Below are 21,620 nucleotides of genomic sequence, written 5' to 3'. Positions count from 1 at the left end.
AGCCCACCAAGCCGCGGGCTACTCCGCGCCTTAGCATGCCCATGCCATATCCGGAACCTGTCGGAGCCCTTCATTTGTTCTCCTCGCCGGCGTCACCACCCGTTCCCCCAAGCGACAGCAGCCTAAGGACGAGCCAGGGCCCAAACGCAGGGCCCAGGGACCCAGCCGAGGGCCCAGCCGCCGACGGGCCTGGTCTCCCCGATCGCAGAAGAGGTCGGAGCCTCAGCTGTTGGCCAGTGTGCGGTCGAGGAGGGGGAGGAGACGGTCCCAGTGGCGCCGCAGTCCGGCGGGGTCGAAGGCGTCGGTGTCGGACATGGTGAACCCGTGGACGGTGCCGGGGTAGATCTCGGAGGTGTAGTCGACCTTCGCGGCGTCCAGGGCCCGGTTGAGCTCGCCCAGGGCCTCGGGCGTCAGGTCGCTTTCGGCGTGGCCGAAGTGGACCTCGGCGGTGATCTCGGCGAAGGCGTCGGGCCCGTCCGCGCCCTCGGCGAAGGCGTCGGGCCCGTCCGCGCCCACGGGACCGTGAAACGCGGCGACGGCGGCCACCCGGCCGGGGTGGGCCGCGGCGGTACGCATCGCCAGGAGGCCGCCTATGCAGTAGCCGCTCACCGCGACCGGTCCGGCGGCGACCTCGGGCTGGGTGGTGAGGAACCTGAGGTAGGCCTCGGCGTCACCTAGGTCCTGTCCGGTCGATCTTCGCGGGCCCGCGACGCCTGGCACCGCACCTCGCCGCGTTGTCGGAGTCGGCCAAGTACGTCCAGTACGAGGCCGATCCTCCGCCTTGCGATGCACGGCACCAGACGCCGCGGTCTGATCCGCGAAGATCGACCGGACAGGACCTAGGGGGTGACCGGGGCCGGTTCCGTACCGGCGCGACGGCCGGATCCGAGCGCCCCGGCCAGCGTGGAGGCGACGATCAGCAGAGCGAGGACGACGGTCATGGTGAGCCGGAGTCCGATGTGGTCGGCGAGGAAGCCGAGTGCGGGCGGGCCGACGAGGAAGGCGATGTACCCCGCGGTGGCGACCGCGCCGACCCGCGCCGCCGCGTCGTGCGGGTGGTCGCCCGCCGCGGAAAGGGTGACCGGGAAGCCGAGCGAGGCGCCGAGTCCCCACAGCACTGTGGCGGCGCCCGCCACCAGCGGGCTGGGCGAGACGATCACCAACACCAGCCCCACGGCCGCGGTGACGGCGCTGACCCGGACGACCTTGACCCGGCCGAAGCGCTCCAGGAGGGGGCCGCCGGCGAAGCGGCCGAGCGTCATCGACGAGGCGAAGGCCAGGAAGGTCAGCGACCCCGCCGTGGCGCTCACGTGGTAGCCGTCCACCATGAGCAGTGGCAGCCAGTCGTTGGCGGCGCCTTCCGCGAAGGCCATGGCCAGGACGATCACCGCGATGAGGACCAGACGCCGGTCCTGCCACACCCGCAGTTGGCCCCGCCAACCGCCCTGCCCCGAAGCGCTGTTGGCGGTACCGGCCGCCTCCCTCCCGGTGCCGTGCGGGATCAGGAGGACGGCCCGGACCGCGGCGGCCGCGATGAGCACCGCGACGGCCGACAGGTGCCAGCCGACGGGGAACGCGGCGGCGGTCAGCGCCATGCCCAGCAGTGCGCCGACGACGGTGCCGAGGCTGAAGCAGCCGTGCAGCACCGGCAGGACGGGCTTCTCGATGATGCTCTCGATGGCCGCGCCCTCGATGTTGAACGCGACCTCGGCGAGTCCCATCCCGCCACCGAACAGGGCCAGTCCGCAGAAGACCCCGCCCGCCAGCGACAGGCTCGTGCCCACCGCGACGACCAGGAGTCCGGCGACGATCAGCGACGCGCCGACGCTGATGGTCGCCCGGCCTCCGTAGCGGCGCACGAGAGGGCCGGAGGCCGTGACGCCTGCCATCGAACCGGTGGAAAGACCGAACAGCACGAGCCCCATCGAGCCGGTGGACACGTCGAGGCCGTCCCGGACGGCCGGGGTACGGGCCACCCAGGACGCCATGCCGGTGCCGGCGGCCAGCATGAAGAGAAACAGGGCGGTGCGCCAGCGGCGCGTAGCGGCATCCATGACAGTGGGGCCTCGGCAGACGAATCGAAGAAGGGGAGCGAACAGGAGCGTACGGTCGTACGCCTGGAGTGTACGATCGTACGCATGACGGACCACTTCGCGGGAGACCCCCGTACCAACCATGAGCGGATGCTCGCCGGAGACCTCTACATCTCCGATGACCCGGACATCGCGAAGGCTCAGCAACGAGCCGTGCGCCTGGCCGCCCAGTACCTCGCGGCGTACGCGGAGGACGCCGATGCCGCGCAGCCCGTCATCGCCGAACTCCTCGGCGGTATCGGCGCGGGTGCCCACATCCGGCCGCCGCTCTACGTCGACTACGGCACGTACATCACGGTCGGCGAGGACACGTTCATCAACTACAATCTCACCGCGCTCGACGTGGCGCCCATCACCATCGGGCGCGACTGCCAGATCGGGCCGAACGTACAGTTGCTCACCCCCACCCACCCGGTGGAGCCGGAGCCGCGCCGGGACAAGCTGGAGGCGGCCAAGCCGATCACGATCGGCGACAATGTCTGGCTCGGCGGCGGAGCGATCGTGCTCGCCGGGGTGACCATCGGGGACAACAGCGTCATCGGCGCCGGAGCCGTCGTGACGAAGGACGTCCCGGCCAACGTGGTTGCCGTGGGCAATCCGGCCCGGTTGATCCGCTCGATCTAGAAAAGGGAAGCACCGTGGCGACCGGAAGGAACGACCCCGAGCGGCGGGAGCGCATCATCGCCGCCGCGCTCGACCTGATCGCGGAGGAGGGGGTCGCCGGGACGTCGCACCGCAAGGTCGCCGCCCGCGCCGGAGTGCCACTCGGATCGATGACGTATCACTTCGGCGGCATGGACGAGCTGTTGCGGGAAGCGTTCATCCGCTTCTCCAGCAGTATCGTGGCCGTCTTCGAGGAGCGTCTCGGCGCCGCGAACACCCCCGACGAGGCCCGGGAGGCGGTCGCCGACCTCGTCCACCACCTGTCCAGCGGGAATCAGCGCGAACTCGTCCTCACCCACGAGCTCTACACGCTCGCCGCCCGGAACCCCGCCTATCGCGAGCTGACCCGGGAGTGGATGCGCCGGAGCCGCCGCGCGCTGGAGTGGCACTTCGACCCGGCGACGGCACGGCAGCTCGACGCGCTGATCGAGGGGCTCTCCATCCACCGCGCGCTGGAGACCGAACCGCATGACCGTGCCCTGACCGTCGAGGCGATCGCCCGCATCACGCAGGGCACACGCGGGAATCCCTGACCCGCGCCCCAAGGCCCCTGGCCGGCACCCCACCTGACCAAGGTGCCGGCCAGGTCACACCCGTCACCGATCACCAGTCGTGGACGGTCCCGTCGTGGAGGCGGTTGACCGGCAGATACGCCGGGTCGTACGGGTGGGCCGCTGCCAGCTCCTCGTCCAGCTCCACCCCGATGCCGGGGGCCTCGCCCGGGTGCAGGTACCCATCGGTGAAGGCGTAGGAGTGCCGGAACACCTCGTGGGTGAGGGGGGTGTGGCCCGAGTACTCCTGGATGCCGAAGTTGTGCACGGCGAGGTCGAGGTGGACGGCGGCGGCCATCCCGACCGGGGAGATGTCCTCCGGTCCGTGCACGGCGCTCTTGATCTGGTACTGGGCGGCGAAGTCGAAGAGCTTGCGCAGCGGTGTGACGCCACCGAAGTGGGTGACCGCGGACCGCACGTAGTCGATCAGCTGCTCGGTGATCAGTGCCTGGTAGTCGTACACCGTGTTGAACACCTCGCCGATGGCCAGCGGGGTGGTGGTGTTGCGGCGCACCAGGCGCAGGGCCTCCTGGTTCTCGGCGGGCGTGCAGTCCTCCAGCCAGAACAGCCGGTAGGGCTCAAGGTCCTTGCCGAGCCGGGCGGCCTGGATCGGGGTGAGCCGGTGGTGGGCGTCGTGGAGGAGCGGCAGTTCGGCGCCGAACTCGGCACGTACCGCGTCGAAGACGGCCGGCATATGGCGCAGGTAGGCCTCGGTGTCCCAGTCCTCCACCAGCGGGCGGGCCCGCTGGTGGAGGACCGGCGCGCCGACGTCGTCGGTGTCGGACACCCCGTAGACGGCCTTGAGGCCGGGGATGCCGGACTGGATACGGACGGCGGGGTAGCCCTCGGCCAGCCTGGCCCGTACGGAGTCGAGGAGTTCGGGTATGTCCCGGCCGTTGGCGTGGCCGTAGGTGCGGACGCGTTCGCGGCCGGCGCCGCCCAGCAGCTGGTAGAGCGGGAGCCCCGCGGTCTTCGCCTTGATGTCCCAGAGCGCCACGTCGACGGCGGCGATGGCGGCCATCGTCACTGGTCCCCGCCGCCAGTACGCGCCCCGGTACAGCGACTGCCAGGTGTCCTCGATCCGGTGCGGGTCGAGGCCGACGAGCAGGGGCGCCACATGGTCGGTGAGGTAGCTGACCACGGCGAGTTCCCTGCCGTTCAGGGTGGCGTCGCCGAGACCGGTGAGGCCCTCGTCGGTCGTCAGTTTCAGGGTGACGAAGTTGCGGCCGGGGCTGGTGACGACGACCTTCGCGTCGACGATCTTCATGCGTGTGTTCTCTTTCCGGATGTCGGAGGTGTGGGGGTCAGCCCTGGGCCGGTGCGGAGGCTGTGCTCCGGCCGCGCCTGGGAACGGCTTCTCAGCCCTTGGTGGCGCCGGAGGTCAACCCGGCGACCAGGTATTTCTGTCCGAGGACGGCGGCCAGTACGACCGGCACGGTGATGAGGGTGGCGGCTGCCATCAGACCGCCCCAGTCGGTGCTCGCGTAGGAGATGAAGTTGAACAGGGTCACCGGCACGGTCTGGGTCCGGTCGTCGGCGAAGACCAGCGCGAACATGAAGTTGTTCCAGCTGAAGACGAAGGCCAGCAGCGAGGCGGTCGCGGTGCCCGGCGCCGCGAGGGGCAGCGAGATCCGCCAGAAGGCGCCGAAGGCGCTCAGCCCGTCGGTGCGGGCGGCCTCCTCCAGTTCGACCGGCAGCCCCGCGAAGAAGCTGATCATGATCCACATGATGAGCGGGACGGAGACGAACATGTGGCTCAGGACCAGCACGGTGTAGGAGCCGACGAGGCCCATCCGCGCGAACAGGTAGTACCAGGGGACGAGCAGCGAGATCGCCGGGACGATGCGCGCGACGAGGATCAGGGAGCCGGTGCGGTGCATGGTGAACCGGCCCACGGCCCAGGCCGCCGGTACGGCGATGACGGCGGAGAGGACCGTCGACACCAGCCCGACCAGCAGCGAGTTGCCCATGGAGCGCACGATCTGCCCGGCCTCGACGATGCTGCGGAAGTTGTCCAGGGTGGGCTTGAACCACAGGCCGACCGACGGGTCGGTGACCTGCACGTTGGTCTTGAAGGCCGCGGCGAACATCCACACGATCGGCAGCGCGAAGACGAGCGTCACGATCGTGATGGCGGTGCCGCGCAGCCACGACCATGTCCCGCGCCGGCGGGCCCGCGGGGTGTTGTGCGGGACGGGCGACGGGCGCGCGGCGCGGGAGACGGTGGCACTCATGCGTTCTTCCTTCCGCCACGGCGGCGCAGCAGTACCACGACACCGATGATGAAGAGCGTGAACAGGACCAGCACGGCGGCAGCCAGGCCGTACTCCTGGTAGTCGAAGGTGAGGCCGTAGGCGTAGACGTTGAGGGTTTCCACCTCGAAGTCCGAACCGCCGCCGGCGCCCTTGGTGGCGTAGAGGATGTCGAAGGTCTTCAGCGCGTCGACGGCACGCAGCACCAGCGCGGTGGCGAGCGTGGGTCCGAGCATCGGCAGGATGACGTGCCGGAACCGTTGCCAGCTGTTGGCTCCGTCGACCAGGGCGGCCTCCTCGGGCTCCTCGGGCAGCGTGGTCAGCCCGGCGAGCAGCAGCAGTGTCATCATCGGCGTCCACTGCCATACGTCGATGAGCATCAGCGTGGGCAGCGACTGGCTGACAGAGCCGAGGAACTCCTGCCGGGGCAGGCCGACCGCGGCGAGCAGATGGTTGGCTATCCCATTGGTGGGGTCGAGGATCAGCAGCCACAGGATGCCGATCGCGACCGGCGTGGCGAGCAGCGGGATGATCAGGACGGTGCGCACCCAGCGCATCCCCCGGAACGGCTTGCGCATCAGCATCGCCAGGGCGAGCCCGAGCACCGTCTCCAGCACCACCGCGCCGACGGTGAAGACCAGGGTGCGGCGGGCGGCCGGCCAGAACCTGCGAGTGTCGCCCAGCGCGTCGGTGAAGTTGCGCAGGCCGATGTGGGTCCTGTCGGCGTTCACCGCGCCGAAGGCGTCGGTCAGACTGAGGTCGAGAGTGAAGGCCAGCGGGAAGACGATCATCAGGCCCACGAAGAGCAGCGCCGGAGCGAGCATCGCCCACTTCAGCCGCCGGTTGGCCTGCTCGAAGGTGCGCGGCCGGCGTACGCGGGGCGGCTTCGCCTCCGACGGCCGGGCCGCGGTGCGGGCCGTGGAGACCTCGGTGGTGGACATCAGGACTCCTTGTGGCGGTTGTCGCGTACGAGGAACTCGGCGAACTCCGCGTCCGCGTCGCGCACGACAGGGCGTACGGACTGACCGAGGATGCCCGCGACCAGCGGACGGCCGACGATGTCGCGGGCCCGGCCCACCTGGAGGACCCGGGGCCGGTCGTAGCCGCGACCGCGCTCCGCGTTGATCCGCATGGCCTCGGCGAGATCCGGCGGGAAGGAGGCCAGCGTCTTCGGGTCGGACCACACCGAGGAGCGGGCGCCGGGTATGCCGTCGGACTGGAGGGCGGCCGACATCTCGGGACCCGCGGCCCACCTGATGAACTCCCAGGCGTCGTCGCGCAGCAGGGAGAAGGTGTTGATGCCGAGGCTCCAGGACGGGATGTTGTGCGGCCTGGCACCGGCCGGACCGGCCGGGAAGGGCGCGAAGCCGACGCTCTCGCGCACCTTGGACACCTTCGGGTCGAGGAAGCTGCTGTAGATCGCGTCGGCGTCGATGTAGAACGCGGCCTTGCCCTGCGCGAAGATCGGCATCGCCTGTTCGAGGCTCATGTTGGTCGCCCCGGGCGGCCCGGCCTCGGCCAGCAGACCGCCGTAGTACTCGTACGCCGCCAGGGCCTCAGGGCTGCCGATGCCGGACTTCCCGTCGACGACGAAGTCTCCGCCGTGCGAGTAGAGGAAGCTCGACCACTGGGAGACGGCGCCGCTGCGCTGGCCCCGGCCCACGTAGCCGTAGAAGCCCTGCTCGCGCCGGGTGAGTTCCCGTGCGGCGGCCATCAGCGCGTCCAGGGTGCGCGGCGGCCCGCCGAGGTCCTCGACCAGGTCCTTGCGGTAGTAGAGCGCTGGGCGTTCGGTCACCACCGGGACGCTCAGCACCTTTCCCGCGGTCACGGACGCCTCGCGCGGGGCCTTCTGGAAGTCCAGCCAGTCGAACGCCGCGTCGTCGACCCGGTCGCTGAGGTCGGCGAGCCAGCCGTTGTGGCCGAAGACCAGCTGCTCCTGGAGCGCGCGGACCATCATCACGTCCACGTCGGTGCCGGAGGCGTTCAGCTTGACGTTATAGCTGCTCGCGAGCTGGTCGGCGGTGAGCAGGGTCATCGAGACCCGCCGGCCGATCCGCTCCTCGAACTCCTCGGTACGGCGCTTGATCGCCTGGGACCACACATGGTTGATCGCCATGACCCGCAGCGGGGTGTTGGCCGAGGGCTTCCCGCCCCTGGTCGAACAGGCGCTCAGCGCCCCCGCCCCGGCGGCCCCCGCGACCAGCCTCCCGAAGGCGCGCCGGCTCAGGAGCTGGCTGCTCGTGGACATCCTTGTCCTCGTCTCTCTGCGGTGTCGTGCGGTGTCGTGCGATGTCTCGTGGTGCCGTGCGGTGCGTGTCGCGTCCCGGCCCGCGCTACAGGCGACCTTGTTGGTCCAACTGGTAGGACCAGTTGGTTCAGACGGGACCGTAACAGCAGAAGAGGCATGTCGACCAGCCCCCTGAAGGGAAGTCCGGTGAAGGAAGGTCCGGTGAAGGAAAGTCTTGTGAAGGAAGGTCTTGTGAAGGGAAGCCCTGCGGAACCGGTCGCCGATCGGTCGCTGGACTATTCGCCCGCTCGGTTGCCGCTCCGGCGACCCTCGGCCTGGCCCAGCAGTGTCTCGATGTGGTTGCGTGCCATGGTGTCGACCTGCAGATCGAGATCCGCCCCGTAGGTACGCAGGCCCAGTCTCAGGTGCTCCCGCATCCGCGCGCAGGCGAGGTCCACGTCCCGCGCCTCGACCGCCTCGAAGATCTCCGGATGGTGCGGCACACCGGCCTCACCGATCGATGGATCGGAGTTCGAGCGGAGCATCATCTCGAACATCATCCCGCTGATCGAGGACAGCATGATCCGCAGGACCGGGTTCTTGCTCGCCACCGCGATGGCGTCGTGGAAGTCCATGTCGGCCTGGGCCTTGACGACGACATCGGTCGCCGACTCCAGGGCGTCCCGTGCGGTCCGCATGGTCGCGATGTCCTCGTCCGTCGCCCGCTGGGTCGCCAGCCGGACCATCTCGACCTCAAGCGGGATCCGTGCCTCGATGAGCTGCCGGACGGTGGGGCGGCCCGCCCGGTACAGCGCGTCGTACCCTCTGGCCTGCCCCGAGGACTGTTCGCGGACGAAGGAGCCACGCCCCGGGGCGACTTCGATCAGATGCTGGGCCTCCAGCCGCCGGAGCACCTCGCGTACGACGTTCCTGCTGGAACCGAACTGGGCGGCGAGTTCGCGCTCCGAGGGGAGTTTCGTCCCGACGGCGATCTCCCCGGACCTGATGTCGTGTTCCAGCTGGCGGGCGATGCGCTCCGTCAGGAGTCCGCGCCGGGCGGGGTCCGCGACCGGGCCCGGCCGCTGGGAACCTGACGGGGAGGAGGGGGCGGACGACTGCATGGTCGCAGCGTACAGCCAGGTCGCGGCCCGTACGCGGCCCCCGGCCCGGCCGCGCACACCCCGCCCGCCCCACCTCACGGCCGCCGGCTCTCGCGGATAGCGACTTGCCGCGAAGCGCCGTTGGGTCTACCTCTCTCCTCCTCATCCGGGGCAACGCCAAGCCCCCGTCGCTCTCCGCGAAGAGCGACGGGGGCCTTACCCCGCAAGGGTCGGTATGTCCTACCTGTTTAGATGTCGAAGTACAGCTCGAACTCGTGCGGGTGCGGGCGCAGTTGGATCGGGGCGATTTCCTTCGTGCGCTTGTAGTCGATCCACGTCTCGATCAGGTCCGAGGTGAAGACACCGCCCGCCTGCAAGTACTCGTTGTCCGCCTCCAGCGCGTCCAGGACCGCCGGGAGGGACGTCGGGACCTGGGGGACGCCCGCGTGCTCCTCCGGGGCGAGTTCGTAGAGGTCCTTGTCGATCGGCTCGGCCGGCTCGATCTTGTTCTTGACGCCGTCCAGGCCCGCGAGGAGGAGGGCCGAGAAGGCCAGGTACGGGTTCGAGGACGGGTCCGGGGCGCGGAATTCGACGCGCTTGGCCTTCGGGTTGGAGCCCGTGATCGGGATGCGCATGGCCGCCGAGCGGTTGCGCTGCGAGTAGACCAGGTTGACCGGGGCCTCGAAGCCGGGGACCAGGCGGTGGTACGAGTTCACCGTCGGGTTGGTGAAGGCCAGCAGCGACGGGGCGTGCCTGAGGATGCCGCCGATGTAGTAGCGGGCGGTGTCCGAGAGGCCCGCGTAGCCCTGCTCGTCGTAGAAGAGCGGGGTGCCGCCCTGCCACAGGGACTGGTGGACGTGCATACCGGAGCCGTTGTCACCGAAGATCGGCTTGGGCATGAACGTCGCGGTCTTGCCGTTGCGCCAGGCGACGTTCTTCACGATGTACTTGAAGAGCATCAGGTCGTCGGCCGCGGCGAGCAGCGTGTTGAACTTGTAGTTGATCTCCGCCTGGCCGGCCGTGCCGACCTCGTGGTGCTGGCGCTCGACCTGGAGGCCGGACGCCTCAAGCTCCAGGGAGATCTCGGCACGCAGGTCGGCGAAGTGGTCGACCGGCGGGGCCGGGAAGTAGCCGCCCTTGTAGCGGACCTTGTAACCGCGGTTGTCCTCAAGCGCACCGGTGTTCCAGGCGCCGGCCTCGGAGTCGATGTGGTAAAAGCCCTCGTTCGCGGTGGTGTTGAAACGCACGCTGTCGAAGACGTAGAACTCGGCCTCGGGGCCGAAGTACGCGGTGTCCGCGATGCCGGTGGAGGCGAGGTACGCCTCGGCCTTCTTGGCGATGTTGCGCGGGTCGCGGCTGTACTGCTCGCCCGTGATCGGGTCGTGGATGAAGAAGTTGAGGTTCAGCGTCTTGTCACGCCGGAAGGGGTCAAGCCGGGCCGTCGACAGGTCCGCGCGCAGCGCCATGTCCGACTCGTGGATGGCCTGGAAGCCGCGGATCGACGAGCCGTCGAAGGCCAGCTCCTCAGCCGGGTCGAACGCCTTCGCGGGGATCGTGAAGTGCTGCATCACGCCAGGAAGGTCGCAGAAACGGACGTCGACGAACTTGACGTCCTCGTCCGCGATGAACTTCTTGGCCTCGTCGGCGTTCTGGAACATCCAGCTCCTCCTCCTCCCGACCCGGGGAGGGGCGGGGGTTATCGGTCGTGCGGCCAGTGCGGTGGCACACGCTGGACCCGACCATAGGTTTCCGGGATTTCTCCAGCATGACCCATTTGTTTCGCCGAAGTTAACCAGCCCGGGTGCGCGCTGGGGCGTACGGCGCCTCCGCTGACGCCCGTGTACCCCCTGTTCCTGCGGCTACCCCCCGTTCCCGGGGCCGCGAACGGGTCGCAGTACCGTGGACGGGTGGACAACAGGCAAGCAATCGGATCGTGGCTCTCCGGCCCCCGCGCGGCGGCCGAGGACATGGGCGTCGACTTCGGCTACCGCGGCGAGCGGCTCGGTCTGCCGGAGCACGGACCGGGCTCCGTCGCCCCGCTCGGCCGGCGCTTCGGCGCCCTCTTCGTCGACTGGGCGCTGTGCATGCTGATCGCATACGGGCTGCTCGCGGGGGGTGACTGGCAGGCTTCGGGCAACTGGGCCCTCGGCGTCCTTCTCGTACTCAGCGTGCTCACCCTCGGAACGGTCGGCTTCACACCCGGCAAGCGCCTCTTCGGCCTGCGGGTCATCACCGAGAGCGGCGAGCGGATCGGATTCGGCCGCGCGCTCGTACGCAGCGCGCTGCTCTGCCTCGCCATCCCCGCGCTGATCTGGGACCGCGACTCCCGCGGGCTCCACGACCGCCTCGCCCGCGCCGTACAGGTGCGGATCTAGATCCCGATGTAGATCCCGTGGATCCCAGCCGCGACGGATGAGCACATAGAGAGGGCGGTCCGGAACCTCGTCCCGGACCGCCCTTCAACCTGTACGTAGCCCCGTACTCAGCCGCGTACGCCGAGATCAGCGCGGCTTCCCGCCGCCACCCTTCGGCATCCGCATACCCTTCGGCATCGGCCCCTTCGGCAACGTTCTCTCAGGTCGCCTATCCGTTCACTCTGTCTGTAGCTCCCTGACCTGGGGAAACGCGCGTCGTTGCCCTACGGCCCACTGCGACAGCGGTTCGGCGTCCATTGTGCTTCTTGCGTAGGGGGAGGCAGCTTTCTCGGTGGGTAGCGGTTCAGGCGAGCGCTCCCAGCGCAGCAACGGCCGCGCTCGTACCAAGCACTTCTAGACGCGAGGGCCCTCCCCGGGATACGTGGGGAGGGCCCTCGCGCCACAGTGTATGGGCTGGCGGCCCGGACCGCTCGCCATCCCACCTCCGGCACGGCGCTGTGTCTCTGAGCTGCTGAGCTACAGACAATGACGTGGTCCGCGCCAGCGCCGTACCCTTCCGATATGAGCGAATCCCGAAGCGAAACAGGGAAGAACCTGAAGGAACTCCGCAAGCGGCGCGGATTCACACAATCGGAACTGGCTGCGGCATCGGGGGTCTCGCTGTCGATCATTCGGAAGCTTGAGCAAGGGGAGCGGGGGACCGCCAGGCTTGAGACACTGCGGAAGTAGCTCTTCGCCGGGCTCTGGATGACGCGGCTGACCGCTTGGAGGGGGCGGCGACGGTCAACACACAATGTTGGCTTCTCCTGCGGCAGGGGCAGTTGGAAACCGCCCTGGACCTGGCAGTGAAGTGGGCTGACGAGACCGAACCACGTATGTCCCGGGCAACCTCATCGGAGCTGGGCACATGGGGGCTGATGTTGCTCAAAGTGACAGCTGCTGCTGTGCGTAACTCCCAACCCGGGCAGGCGGCTGACGCACTCCGATTGGCGAGGGCCGCTGCTGTCGCACTCGGTAGGGAGTCTAAGTCTGAGACGGACGCGATCCGCGCCTTCGGGCCAACGACGGTCCACCTCAAGCGCGCAGAGAACGCGGGAGTTGTGGATCGTCCTGACGTTGTTTTGGACCTTGCTAAGCGTGTCCCCGCGTCCGCAATGCCCCCCAGCAGTAACCGGAACCGTTATGAGCTGGGCATCGCTGACGCTTTGGCGAGGACTGGGCAGTATGCCGACGGATTCGAGGTGTTGGCCGACATCCAACGGGCAGCCCCTGAGTGGCTGCCCAATCAGACGTACGCACGGACAGTACTGCGACGCATCATCGAGGGCCGTCGGACGCTCACACCCGAGATGCGTCGCATGGCTACTGGTATTCAACTTGAACTCTGACGTGGCCAGTTGGGGTAGTTCCGGCTGACGAGTAGTCAAAGTGCCACAGACAGAGTGTGCTCACTCTTCCTAGCGTGTCGTTACCGCGACAACGCAAGGGGTGAGCACCGTGGCACTCGTACGGGATACGCCGGCACCACCGGCCCCCGAGCCTGCCGACACCGCTAACACGACCCCAGCCCCGAACGGGCCCAGCAAGGCCGCTCAGCGGCCGTCTGGGCGCTCAGCAGAGCCCGGTGGCCCCGGCGCTCCGCCTGCCTCGCTGACGCCCGAAGGGCTCAGGGCCGTGCCGGACACCAGGGAGGCCGCGCCGCCCTCAAGCACGCCCAAGCCCGTTGAGGCGGGGGAGGAGGGACCTTTCGAAGACGCACAGCATGACGGCAAGTTCCTGGACGACGTGGGTAGCGTCTTGCTCCCCGACGCGCCCGGTATCCCGGACGTGTACCTCCCCTTCCCCGGAATGGAGGAGGGCGGGTTGCCTGGCGGTCCGGAGAACGCGGGCACAGTCAGCGAACCGGCCCCCAACCTTCCGGCCGACGACGCAGGCGCCGGGGTCAGCGAGCCCGCAACGCCGGAAGCCACGTCGGCGGAGTAGGAGCGCTGCTTGTGCCCTGATGACTCGCCCCGCGATCACGGAAAGTCATTCCGCGGCGCCCGGCATGTCCGTTTTACCCCGCGAAATCGAGGCCGGCGAAGCCCCAAATTTTTACGCAGGGTAGCGAAGAGCCCCGCCGTTCCGAAGGGGGAGGAATGGCGGGGCTCCGGCGGTGTTCATGGGGTGCTCAGCCGTGAGACTTGGCGAGCGCCACCAGTCCGGCGAAGCTCTCGGCGGTCAGGGTTAGAACGGGGCCGTTCGGGGCCTTGCTGTCACGGACCAGGAACTCACCCGTCGTCGCGGCGGGCGCGGGTGCCCACTCAACACACTGACCGCCGTTGTCGCTGTAGGAGGACTTGGACCATCGGAGGGGTTCGGTCATCACGGGATGCCCTTTCGTAACTGGCTGATCATGGCGACAGATTCCGCCGGTGAGTGCGATTCCGCCTGTAGCTGATGGTAGGCGCTCAGCATGGGCAGAACGAATGTGTTGTCCCGTTCGAGATGCCCCCGCTGAGCGGACTCCGCGTACGACAAGAGCGAGCGGTCAGGGAGGGTCAGCACCGTTATCGGTAGGTTGAACGGTCTGCGGTCTCCCATGTCGAACGGGGCGACCTGAAGCACGCTGTTCGGTAGCGCCGCGAACTCAACCAGCCGCGCCAACTGGGCTTCCATGATGGCCGGTCCACCGATGGGACGGCGGATACAGCTTTCGTCCAGCACCACGAAGACCCATGGCGGGGGCGTCCGGATGAGCGCTGCTTGTCGCTCCGCAACCAGCGCAACCCGCTCGCTGGCCTGATCGACCGTGACCGCCCCCCGCTTGACGGCGCTCCCGGCAAGTACGGATGCGTACTCCGGTGTCTGGAGCAGACCGGGGATGACGCCCACTTCGTAGAGCCGGATTTCCGCTGCCCGCCCCTCGTACCCGACGTACTCCGGGAAGCCTTCCAACAACGAGCCGTGCCGCATGTCGCGCCACTCACGCTCGAACGAATCGGCCGTATCCCCTGTGCCGAACACAAGGTCGAGCTTGCGCGAGAAGGAGAGGGTTGGCGGTTTCCGGGCAGTTTCGATAGCCGAAATATGCTGACTGGAATATTCCACCTTCCCGGCTAGGTCTTCCTGACTCCACCCGCGATCCTCCCGCAACCTGCGCACACGGGCGCCGAAGGCCGCTCGCGGGCTGCTCTCAGGGTTCAGCTCCCTGCGGTTGACCATGCTGCTTTCAACCCCTCCTTCGATTCTGGCTAGTTGAAGGGAATCTGACTGTAGGCCACTGTGGGCTGCCCTGGTAGTGATCCCGCTACGGAGAGGAGCGGACGTGACCCGGACGTGCACGTCCCCCAGTGACGCGGACCAGCTGCACGCGCTGATAGCGGCCGGTGGAGTCTGGGGCCTGGCACCCCGCTGGGTTCCCCGTGGCGGGTACACGCTGCCAACGCGCCCTGTCCTCCGTCGTATCGAGACGGGACTCCTCATCGCATCGGTGCCGAGGATCGGTGAGGAGTGGTGAACGCCAGGCTTCCGGCCCTGGCCGTATCGGAACCTGAACCCGCACCTGAGTGCGTGATCTGCAAGGCGGCGCGCAACGGCCGAAGCGCAAGCCGGGCACGCAATGACGCGGCAGGCATCCGGAAGTACGGCGAGATCATCTTGGCCCACCCACACCGCGCATCTACTGACAGCCCGACCATGCAGGAACTCCGGATCAAGGTCCAAGAAGCGAACCACCGCCGCAGGCTCTGAAAGGAAGGCGGCACATGGATTACGAACCTGTCGGCCCGGAGTACTGGGTCAACAACGACCGCGAAAAAGCTGAGGAAGTGGGGTCGCAGTTCGTTAACGCGCTCCGGCGCGTGGGAGTCGATTTCGACTGCATCGGCATTGACACCCCGTGTGACAACTGTGAGCAAGAAGACTACCGAATCTCGCTCGGGTGGATCTCGCTTGACGAAGCCAGCCAAATGGCGAGGAAAGTCAACGCAGCGCTTGACGAACTGGACCAGTTCCGCCACGCGCGCCGTGTGCTTGGTGGGTTCTCCAAGTGAGCGCCAACGAATGGGTGCCGGGCACGCTGCCGGGCGACGTACGGACTGTGCACCGAATGCGCGGCGGCACTCGCACCAAAAAGGATTCGCATATCTGGCGCGGCGGAGCGCCCGACTGTGGCGCCGCTCCGGGCAAGGGGCTGGATCAATGGTCACTCGCAAAGGCGGACGCGGGTGAGTGGGACGAATGGCACCGCGCCGTCAACTGCCCCGGATGCCTGAGGTGTGCACCATGAGATCCCTCATCACGCGCGGCACCCTCAAATACGGGGAGCAATGCGTTGGCGCACTGGCCGCCATTGTCGTCACGGCGGCAAGTGTTTTCATCGTCGTCGCGGGCATCAACGGCCACCTATAGACCCCCTCCCCTGCCGATGGAAGTCTCATATTCCCCCGGATATGAGTCGATCCGGCGGGGGAGGGGACATACCCCCCAATCTCCGCCCCTGTCGAACTGGCTACCTATTTCAAAGTTCCCAGCCTCGATATAGACCCTCCGGCAGGGGCGGGCATGGCCATCTCTCACACATCACTCTGACAACTAACGGAGCACTTCAGTCGATGCAGGACCGGAACCCCGAAATCGCAAACCTCTGGAAGAAACGAACGCCGCTCAAGGGCCTGGAGCGGGAAGAGGCGGCCAAACTGCTGAAGAAATGGTACGAGAAGCGGGGCCTTTCCATCCGTGCGATATGTGAGGAGACCGGACGGTCTTTCGGGTTCGTGCACCGGATGCTGAGCGAGGCCGGGGTTAAATTGCGGTCCAGGGGCGGCAAAAATCGCCGACCTAAAAGCTGAGAATGGAAAAAGGCCCCTTGTGGGGCTGACTCCTTGTAGCTCAGTCAGGCAGAGCCCGGGCGGCGGCCAACTCACAACTCTCCCCGCCCCCGGTGACCCCGGTTCAAGTCCGGGCAAGGGGACTCCAGTCTCAATCAGGGACAGCTTAAGAAGGAGAATCATGGCAGGCAGTATCCGGAAGCCGACCGCCGCCGATAAGAGGGAAGTCGAAGACAAGGCCAATCGGGAAGCTGCTAAGGCAGATCTGGCAAAGAAGATGAGGGACAAGATCGACGGTAAAGGTAAGAAACCCTGAACTGCCCCCCTTGTAGCTCAATGGTAGAGCCCCCAGAGACTGCGTCGCGCGCGTACGTATCCCCTCTGGGTGACTCCGGTTCGAGTCCGGACAAGGGGGCTCCTGTCCCGGTTGCTGTCTAGGCAGCGACTGAGACGGGTCATCGAAAGTAGGCGACCGAAGGAGCACCGAATGCTTGTCAGTCAGATGGCGAAAAGCACTGGGGCGATGGAAGTTCGCCCCGTTGGGCACGGAGTGGCTGCGGTCCGCCCCTTTGGGGTGACCAAAGCCGTTCCCGTTCGCCCCGACGCGGGCGTGTACCCGGCCCTGCGGCTCTGCCCGGAACGGCAGATCAGCGTGACCGTGGACGGTGGCGAGCCGTTCATTCACGCCCCGTCGATGGAGAGCAAGTTCGAGACTGTCGCTCAGACGACGGAGGACAGCCAGCTTGACGAGGAGAAAGGCAACGACGTCGACTGACCGCCGACTCACTGACCGAAGGGTTTGACCGATGACTGTCCTGGTTCTGACCGGCCCGAAAGATGCGACTGCCGACCTGGTGATAGCGGAACTCAACGACCGCGGAGTACCCGTTCACCGGCTCGATCCCGGAGACTTCCCTGAGATCTTGAGCGTGACTGCGCGCATCAGTTCCCACCGAGGCTCCTGGGACGGCAGTTTGCGCGGTGAGTACCGGGACTTGGACCTCGGTCACGTTCGTTCCGTCTACTACCGGCGTCCGACGGAGTACCGCTTCCACCTCGATCTGTCGAGGCCGGACGCGGAATGGGCAGCCGCCGAGGCTCGCGCGGGCCTCGGCGGCGTGCTCGCAACGCTGGAATGCACCTGGCTGAATCACCCCCAGCGAAACGCCGCCGCAGGCGTTAAACCCGTCGCCCTCGCGACGGCAGCTCGGTGCGGGCTGGACATCCCCGAGACGCTGATCACCAACGAACCGGACAAGGCCCGCACCTTCATCGAGAACTTGCCCGGCCGGGTTGCCGCGTACAAGGCCCTTGGCACCCAGGCCCCCAGCGGCATCGACGGCGAGCCGTACGCGCTGTGGACCACCAAGGTTCACGCCGCCGAGATCACAGACAAGGTCAGCCTGACCGCCCACCAATTCCAGGAGTGGATTCCGAAGGCGTACGAAGTGCGCCTGACGGTCGTGGCCGATCAGCTCTTCGCGGCCAAGATCCACAGCTCGTCAGAGGCCGCACGCATCGACATCCGTACCGACTACGACAGCCACACGTACGAGCCCTGCGACGTCCCGTACAAGGTCGCTGCTGGCGTCCGCAAGCTGATGGGCGTTTTCGACATCCATTACGCCGCCATGGACTTTCTCGTTAGTCACGGCGGGGACTGGCATCTGATCGACGTGAATCCGAACGGGCAGTGGGCCTTTGTCCCGGAACTGCGTACCCCCATCACTCACGCACTGGCTGACCTACTGGAAGGCATCCATGACCGTCACCGCACCATCCGCTGACGAACTGCGCCGCATGATGACAGACCAGCTCACAGCCACGGGAGCCCTGCGCTCCCAGCGCTGGATTGACGCCTTCACCAGCGTCCCGCGTCACGTGTTCGTGCCCAGGTTCGTCGTACGAGCCCAGGACAGCTTGCACGAGTACGACCAGGCAGACCCGGCGTGGCTCACTGCGGCCTACCGGGATACCTCACTGCTGACGCAATTCGACGCGGCCGGCACCGCCACCAGCTCATCGACGCGGCCCTCTCTCATGGCCAAGATGCTCGAAGCCTTGGATGTGGAGGACGGCAATCGCGTCCTGGAGATCGGTGTAGGTACTGGATACAACGCTGCCCTGCTGGCGCATCGCCTCGGCAGCGATCGAGTCGTATCAGTGGATGTCGACCCTGCCCTTGTGAGCGCGGCACAGAACCGACTTGGTAAGACGGGTTTCATGCCCAAGCTGATCACTGGGGACGGCATGGCTGGCTGTGCTGAGCACGCACCGTACGAGAGGCTGTTGGCCACGTGCGGTGTCGGCCGTGTCCCTGCCTCGTGGCGGGAGCAAGTCCGTCCCGGGGGAATCATCGTCGCCAACGTGGGCTACGGCATCGCGCGTCTGACGGTTGACCGCGACCGCCGCGCGAGTGGGCCGTTCCTGCCCGAGATGGCGGCCTTTATGCGAGCCCGATCGGGCACGGACAGCGTGAGCGCGACGGCACAGCAGCTCACCAGGATGCTGGTCACACAGACCGGCAGCGCGCGGGAGATCGATCTCCCGACCAGTCTCGGGGCCGAGATGGCCCAGTTCCTGCCGAACCTCGTCCACCCCACGGTAGAGACCATCACCCTGAAGAACGATGCAGGTCGAGAGACCCACTGTCTCTGGGAGCCGCGCACATCGTCATGGGCACGCATCACCCTGCTCGACGTCCGGACGGCACACCTCGACCACGGAGGCCCGCGTGACCTCTGGGCCGAACGCGAACCCCTTCTCACTCACTGGGTGAACGCCGGCCGCCCCGGCATCGACCGCTACGGCCTGACGGTGTGGAGCGACGGGACGCACACTCTATGGCTCGATGACCCGGCTAACACAGCGGGGATGCTTCCCGCGCTCTGGTAACGGAGCTGCTGCACTCAAAGATCCGGAAACTCACAGCGTAGCTTCGGGAATGCGAATTCACAGGGGCACCTTCCTTGAGAGGGTGCCCCTGTGCTATGTCAGGGGTTCTCGACGGGGTATAGGACCCCCCTCAATAAGAATGTACGTGTCCGCTTGGGCGGACCAGGACACCGCAGGCAGAAAGTGTGGTGCAGTCAACAATGATGTTGTTACCGCACCCAAGTGATGCACCAATAGGCGCCCGGATCTGCCTCTGAGTTGGCTTGGAGAGTCCGCGGTGAGTGTGCCGGCTGCTCGGATGGGTCGAAAGGGGCCTCAGGGGGTAGGGCCACTTGTGATTATGTGAAAGAAGTCAAACCCGTACACGATCCAAGGAAGGCGCCCCTGCGGTCCTCATGGAAGCATTTTCGTTATATTACCCCCCCTGTTTATGCATCACGTAATGTGCGACATCATTAATTACTCGCGTGCTTTTGGATGATAATGCTGCATTGCGGAATTGGTGCAGTAATAGGCGTGCGTGGATTTGGCGTCCCAATAGCCGAGTGATCTGAGTCACTCACATATGGGGCACAGGGTGCATGTTGGGCAACAGGGCGAGGCGTCGGAGCGGGGTGCGAGGGCCCCCTCGTAAACCTTTATGTCCGAGGATGCCCGAATGGCGGATTGTCAGAAACAATTATGAAGCAATGTTGCATATTCAAGGCAAGGTAATGGGAGGGTTCCAGTATGCACCTTTCGCGGCTTGTAAAGGTAAAGCGCAAGCAAATAAGTTGCCTCCTGTGATGGCGTTGATCTGAGGGTGTATGTCCTTATTGGGGCCACTAGGGAAGTGGCCCCTGACCTGGCCTTTTGGGGCTCCAGCGTGCGCGAGCGCGGCTCTCTCAACACTCGAAGCTCAAAGTTGCTTCCTGTGATGAAGGCGGGCAATGTTCTGCCTGTCACCACCGACCGCGCCACACCAGAGCGGCCCCGGAGTACCGGCCTAAAGGGCAGATGGAAACGGGGATCACGCAAAGACGGTGTCTCGGAGCAAGAGGCCGGGGGGTGAGTACGAATGACAACAGTGGCAGTGCTCCGGACGTGAACACGACGGGTGATGCCGGAACGGTGTTCCTTGAGAACTGAATAGCGAGTCTGAGTGACAGTCTGTTGACTGCTCATTCCTTGAGCGCGAGTAGTGACGCGCTCTGAGTGGGCTTAGAGGGCCCGTAGCTTCACCGGCACACCGTAGGTGTGCGCCAGGCACCTACGGTATTCCCAAGGCTCACTGAGAGCGTTTATGGAGGGTCTCACCACATGGTGTAGGGCGATAGCGAAAGCGCGATGACGGGGATGAGTCAAGAGGCAGGCCAAACCTTAGATCTCGTTGTTCTCTTGCCGCTGGGCAAGCATTCATAGGAGTGGTCAGCCAAACCACTACCGATAACCGGGTTTGGTCGTCCGGGATGAATAGACCTACATGTCAACCGATCACGGAGTGTGGCAACCCGCGAACGCCGTTGTTGGAGCCTACGGAACCAATCAACACAAGCGGACGCGGCGAGCCAGGGGATGTGCGAGGAAGGCGTGGACGGACAACTGAGATTGCCTACGGCTCACGCGCTCAACACGGGGTGTCCGGGACGCAAGAAGGCGGTATGCGGTGACTGACACTCATCCGCCGCTAGAGCGTCTCCTAAGCCCCTGATAGCTCGTGAGTCGGGGGGAGTGTCGGTTGCGCTCTAACCGATGCCAGTAAGGGCCCAGAAAGGGCTATAGGTCGATCCCTGAGGGGTTGTAGTGAGAGATCGTGAAGCAATCCACCTGCGTCCGTTTACGTTCCACCGTGACTACCGCGAACGCGAGTGGTTCCGGGTCCACATCACGGATGAGGGCGGAACATGGCCGTTCACTGTGCACGGATGGGACGACATGATTCGTTCAGTCAACGCTTTCACAGAGTGCATCATTTTCCCGGGTAATGCGCTGCTAGTGCGAGCGGATATATACAACACCGGATATGCCCTGGTGAACGGGTACAACGTTCGGGTCATCCCGCTTCCGTAGGGGTGTCGGGTGCACGGTGGGAATAGGGATACGACTTCCGTGCACCCTCTCACCCATTGCGGATAGCCGTAATGGTGTAAGGGGAGGAAAGCGAATGAGGGTAGTCCCGTGGATGTATGACCACAGCAAGGGGGAGGGATATCAACTCATCCTTTCTGGCCACGTGCAGCAGAACATTATTTGGAGGTACGGCGCAGAGGAGATCGTCGTTCAGCGTGCGGAAGGTGCCGAACCCTTCCGGGACGTGAAGAGCGTTGCGGTTCCCTCCGACTACAGGGGTAAGCCGTGGCGTGACGTTGCGGACGGCATGCGGGACCACATGCGCGTCATTGCGTCCGGTCTGACGCGTGCCAACGAGGGTGACTGCGGCATGAGCGAGTTCCGTGAGGAATGGGCCATGCACCGCTTTCGGAAGGGGCAGAAGGTGAGTTTCCAGAGTGTACGGGGCGGGTCTGTGCTTGGTGTGGTCAAAGGTGTGGAACGACGGGGAACCGAGCGAGTTGTTCTCATTCGGGTCACGAGTCGCAAGAACCCGCTATGGAACTTGGGGGACATCATTGATGTGAATCCTACGTCGCCCTGGCTCAAGTCTCGGGAGGTCTGA

General features: G+C 66.2%; 22 protein-coding genes, 2 tRNA genes and 1 pseudogene. 15 read left to right on the top strand and 10 right to left on the bottom strand.

The genetic code is table 11. From position 1 onward, the window contains the following. Window positions 1-222: 222 nt before the first annotated feature. Together AB0M67_RS05040 and AB0M67_RS05035 are read right to left on the bottom strand one after the other, a co-directional pair. Window positions 223-672, bottom strand: a pseudogene (locus AB0M67_RS05040) (dienelactone hydrolase family protein); the annotation flags it as partial. 167 nt (window positions 673-839) lie between these two features. After that, window positions 840-2,177 (bottom strand): MFS transporter, encoded by a 1,338-nt coding sequence (locus AB0M67_RS05035; RefSeq protein WP_365742676.1) that lies wholly within the window; start codon window positions 2,175-2,177, stop codon window positions 840-842. On the opposite strand from AB0M67_RS05035, the gene AB0M67_RS05030 reads away from it, so the two are divergent. Further along, the gene (locus AB0M67_RS05030; protein ID WP_365742674.1) at window positions 2,139-2,717 is read left to right on the top strand and encodes a sugar O-acetyltransferase; all 579 of its coding nucleotides are present in this window, start codon (window positions 2,139-2,141) and stop codon (window positions 2,715-2,717) included. The genes AB0M67_RS05035 and AB0M67_RS05030 overlap by 39 nt on opposite strands. 14 nt (window positions 2,718-2,731) lie before the next feature. Further along, complete coding sequence (locus AB0M67_RS05025) at window positions 2,732-3,289, top strand: TetR family transcriptional regulator (protein ID WP_365742671.1); 558 nt, start codon at window positions 2,732-2,734, stop codon at window positions 3,287-3,289. A gap of 70 nt (window positions 3,290-3,359) precedes the next feature. Here AB0M67_RS05025 and manD read toward each other — a convergent pair whose 3' ends face one another. The 6 genes from manD to glnA form a co-directional block, all read right to left on the bottom strand. After that, window positions 3,360-4,574, bottom strand: coding sequence for a D-mannonate dehydratase ManD (gene manD / locus AB0M67_RS05020; RefSeq protein WP_365742669.1), 1,215 nt, complete (start codon window positions 4,572-4,574; stop codon window positions 3,360-3,362). Between the two features lie 91 nt (window positions 4,575-4,665). After that, window positions 4,666-5,541 carry a carbohydrate ABC transporter permease gene (locus AB0M67_RS05015; protein WP_365742667.1) on the bottom strand — a complete coding sequence of 292 codons (876 nt, stop codon included), beginning with the start codon at window positions 5,539-5,541 and terminating at the stop codon, window positions 4,666-4,668. Further along, a complete protein-coding gene (locus tag AB0M67_RS05010; protein WP_365742665.1) occupies window positions 5,538-6,500 on the bottom strand; it encodes a sugar ABC transporter permease in 963 nt (320 codons plus the stop codon). Before AB0M67_RS05010 ends, AB0M67_RS05015 begins: the two co-directional genes overlap by 4 nt. Continuing rightward, a complete protein-coding gene (locus AB0M67_RS05005) occupies window positions 6,500-7,807 on the bottom strand; it encodes a sugar ABC transporter substrate-binding protein (protein WP_365742663.1) in 1,308 nt (435 codons plus the stop codon). Before AB0M67_RS05005 ends, AB0M67_RS05010 begins: the two co-directional genes overlap by 1 nt. A gap of 275 nt (window positions 7,808-8,082) precedes the next feature. After that, window positions 8,083-8,907, bottom strand: coding sequence for a FadR/GntR family transcriptional regulator (locus tag AB0M67_RS05000; protein ID WP_365742661.1), 825 nt, complete (start codon window positions 8,905-8,907; stop codon window positions 8,083-8,085). 227 nt (window positions 8,908-9,134) lie between these two features. Continuing rightward, window positions 9,135-10,544, bottom strand: coding sequence for a type I glutamate--ammonia ligase (glnA, locus tag AB0M67_RS04995; RefSeq protein ID WP_365742659.1), 1,410 nt, complete (start codon window positions 10,542-10,544; stop codon window positions 9,135-9,137). 249 nt (window positions 10,545-10,793) lie between these two features. Between glnA and AB0M67_RS04990 the strand changes: the two genes are divergently transcribed. The 3 genes from AB0M67_RS04990 to AB0M67_RS04980 all read left to right on the top strand — a co-directional run bounded on the left by AB0M67_RS04990 (window position 10,794) and on the right by AB0M67_RS04980 (window position 13,244). Beyond that, on the top strand, window positions 10,794-11,261 hold the full coding sequence (locus AB0M67_RS04990; protein WP_365742657.1) for an RDD family protein: 468 nt from the start codon (window positions 10,794-10,796) through the stop codon (window positions 11,259-11,261). 525 nt (window positions 11,262-11,786) lie between these two features. Continuing rightward, window positions 11,787-11,990 (top strand): helix-turn-helix domain-containing protein, encoded by a 204-nt coding sequence (locus AB0M67_RS04985; protein WP_365742655.1) that lies wholly within the window; start codon window positions 11,787-11,789, stop codon window positions 11,988-11,990. Between the two features lie 945 nt (window positions 11,991-12,935). After that, window positions 12,936-13,244 carry a hypothetical protein gene (locus AB0M67_RS04980; protein ID WP_365742653.1) on the top strand — a complete coding sequence of 103 codons (309 nt, stop codon included), beginning with the start codon at window positions 12,936-12,938 and terminating at the stop codon, window positions 13,242-13,244. Between the two features lie 187 nt (window positions 13,245-13,431). Here AB0M67_RS04980 and AB0M67_RS04975 read toward each other — a convergent pair whose 3' ends face one another. Together AB0M67_RS04975 and AB0M67_RS04970 are read right to left on the bottom strand one after the other, a co-directional pair. After that, window positions 13,432-13,626, bottom strand: coding sequence for a DUF397 domain-containing protein (locus tag AB0M67_RS04975; RefSeq protein WP_365742651.1), 195 nt, complete (start codon window positions 13,624-13,626; stop codon window positions 13,432-13,434). After that, window positions 13,626-14,465, bottom strand: coding sequence for a helix-turn-helix transcriptional regulator (locus AB0M67_RS04970; RefSeq protein WP_365742648.1), 840 nt, complete (start codon window positions 14,463-14,465; stop codon window positions 13,626-13,628). Before AB0M67_RS04970 ends, AB0M67_RS04975 begins: the two co-directional genes overlap by 1 nt. A 542-nt stretch (window positions 14,466-15,007) precedes the next feature. Here AB0M67_RS04970 and AB0M67_RS04965 point away from each other — a divergent pair. The 10 genes from AB0M67_RS04965 to AB0M67_RS04920 all read left to right on the top strand — a co-directional run bounded on the left by AB0M67_RS04965 (window position 15,008) and on the right by AB0M67_RS04920 (window position 21,620). After that, window positions 15,008-15,295 carry a hypothetical protein gene (locus tag AB0M67_RS04965; RefSeq protein WP_365742645.1) on the top strand — a complete coding sequence of 96 codons (288 nt, stop codon included), beginning with the start codon at window positions 15,008-15,010 and terminating at the stop codon, window positions 15,293-15,295. Between the two features lie 232 nt (window positions 15,296-15,527). After that, entirely contained in the window at window positions 15,528-15,653 is a 126-nt protein-coding gene (locus tag AB0M67_RS04960) for a hypothetical protein (protein ID WP_365742644.1), read from the top strand. 224 nt (window positions 15,654-15,877) lie between these two features. Next, window positions 15,878-16,093, top strand: a complete 216-nt coding sequence (locus tag AB0M67_RS04955) for a helix-turn-helix domain-containing protein (RefSeq protein ID WP_365742881.1) — start codon at window positions 15,878-15,880, stop codon at window positions 16,091-16,093. A gap of 29 nt (window positions 16,094-16,122) precedes the next feature. Continuing rightward, window positions 16,123-16,215, top strand: a tRNA-OTHER gene (locus AB0M67_RS04950). A 38-nt stretch (window positions 16,216-16,253) separates the two neighbouring features. After that, window positions 16,254-16,388: a hypothetical protein gene (locus AB0M67_RS04945; protein WP_365742642.1), complete on the top strand. Its 135-nt coding sequence runs from the start codon at window positions 16,254-16,256 to the stop codon at window positions 16,386-16,388. A 6-nt stretch (window positions 16,389-16,394) separates the two neighbouring features. Then, window positions 16,395-16,487, top strand: a tRNA-OTHER gene (locus AB0M67_RS04940). A 72-nt stretch (window positions 16,488-16,559) separates the two neighbouring features. Further along, window positions 16,560-16,847 carry a putative ATP-grasp-modified RiPP gene (gene tgmA, locus AB0M67_RS04935; protein ID WP_365742640.1) on the top strand — a complete coding sequence of 96 codons (288 nt, stop codon included), beginning with the start codon at window positions 16,560-16,562 and terminating at the stop codon, window positions 16,845-16,847. Between the two features lie 31 nt (window positions 16,848-16,878). Then, window positions 16,879-17,859, top strand: coding sequence for an ATP-grasp ribosomal peptide maturase (gene tgmB / locus AB0M67_RS04930; protein ID WP_365742638.1), 981 nt, complete (start codon window positions 16,879-16,881; stop codon window positions 17,857-17,859). Continuing rightward, entirely contained in the window at window positions 17,834-18,967 is a 1,134-nt protein-coding gene (locus tag AB0M67_RS04925; protein ID WP_365742636.1) for a methyltransferase domain-containing protein, read from the top strand. Before tgmB ends, AB0M67_RS04925 begins: the two co-directional genes overlap by 26 nt. Before the next feature lie 2,143 nt (window positions 18,968-21,110). Continuing rightward, a complete protein-coding gene (locus AB0M67_RS04920) occupies window positions 21,111-21,620 on the top strand; it encodes a hypothetical protein (RefSeq protein WP_365742634.1) in 510 nt (169 codons plus the stop codon).

It is taken from the genome of Streptomyces sp. NPDC051662 (assembly GCF_040681655.1).
Taxonomy (GTDB): domain Bacteria; phylum Actinomycetota; class Actinomycetes; order Streptomycetales; family Streptomycetaceae; genus Streptomyces.
Note: the sequence above shows the minus strand (reverse complement) of the source record. Positions and strands in the feature narration are given on the sequence as shown.

Coding starts and splice junctions, on each gene's coding strand:
- AB0M67_RS05030 (WP_365742674.1), top strand. CDS start 2,139: ATGACGGACCACTTCGCGGGAGACCCCCGTACCAACCATGAGCGGATG.
- AB0M67_RS05035 (WP_365742676.1), bottom strand. CDS start 2,177: ATGGTTGGTACGGGGGTCTCCCGCGAAGTGGTCCGTCATGCGTACGAT.
- manD (WP_365742669.1), bottom strand. CDS start 4,574: ATGAAGATCGTCGACGCGAAGGTCGTCGTCACCAGCCCCGGCCGCAAC.
- AB0M67_RS05015 (WP_365742667.1), bottom strand. CDS start 5,541: ATGAGTGCCACCGTCTCCCGCGCCGCGCGCCCGTCGCCCGTCCCGCAC.
- AB0M67_RS05010 (WP_365742665.1), bottom strand. CDS start 6,500: ATGTCCACCACCGAGGTCTCCACGGCCCGCACCGCGGCCCGGCCGTCG.
- AB0M67_RS05005 (WP_365742663.1), bottom strand. CDS start 7,807: ATGTCCACGAGCAGCCAGCTCCTGAGCCGGCGCGCCTTCGGGAGGCTG.
- AB0M67_RS05000 (WP_365742661.1), bottom strand. CDS start 8,907: ATGCAGTCGTCCGCCCCCTCCTCCCCGTCAGGTTCCCAGCGGCCGGGC.
- glnA (WP_365742659.1), bottom strand. CDS start 10,544: ATGTTCCAGAACGCCGACGAGGCCAAGAAGTTCATCGCGGACGAGGAC.
- AB0M67_RS04985 (WP_365742655.1), top strand. CDS start 11,787: ATGACGTGGTCCGCGCCAGCGCCGTACCCTTCCGATATGAGCGAATCC.
- AB0M67_RS04975 (WP_365742651.1), bottom strand. CDS start 13,626: ATGACCGAACCCCTCCGATGGTCCAAGTCCTCCTACAGCGACAACGGC.
- AB0M67_RS04970 (WP_365742648.1), bottom strand. CDS start 14,465: ATGGTCAACCGCAGGGAGCTGAACCCTGAGAGCAGCCCGCGAGCGGCC.
- AB0M67_RS04965 (WP_365742645.1), top strand. CDS start 15,008: ATGGATTACGAACCTGTCGGCCCGGAGTACTGGGTCAACAACGACCGC.
- AB0M67_RS04960 (WP_365742644.1), top strand. CDS start 15,528: ATGAGATCCCTCATCACGCGCGGCACCCTCAAATACGGGGAGCAATGC.
- AB0M67_RS04945 (WP_365742642.1), top strand. CDS start 16,254: ATGGCAGGCAGTATCCGGAAGCCGACCGCCGCCGATAAGAGGGAAGTC.
- tgmA (WP_365742640.1), top strand. CDS start 16,560: ATGCTTGTCAGTCAGATGGCGAAAAGCACTGGGGCGATGGAAGTTCGC.
- tgmB (WP_365742638.1), top strand. CDS start 16,879: ATGACTGTCCTGGTTCTGACCGGCCCGAAAGATGCGACTGCCGACCTG.
- AB0M67_RS04925 (WP_365742636.1), top strand. CDS start 17,834: ATGACCGTCACCGCACCATCCGCTGACGAACTGCGCCGCATGATGACA.
- AB0M67_RS04920 (WP_365742634.1), top strand. CDS start 21,111: ATGAGGGTAGTCCCGTGGATGTATGACCACAGCAAGGGGGAGGGATAT.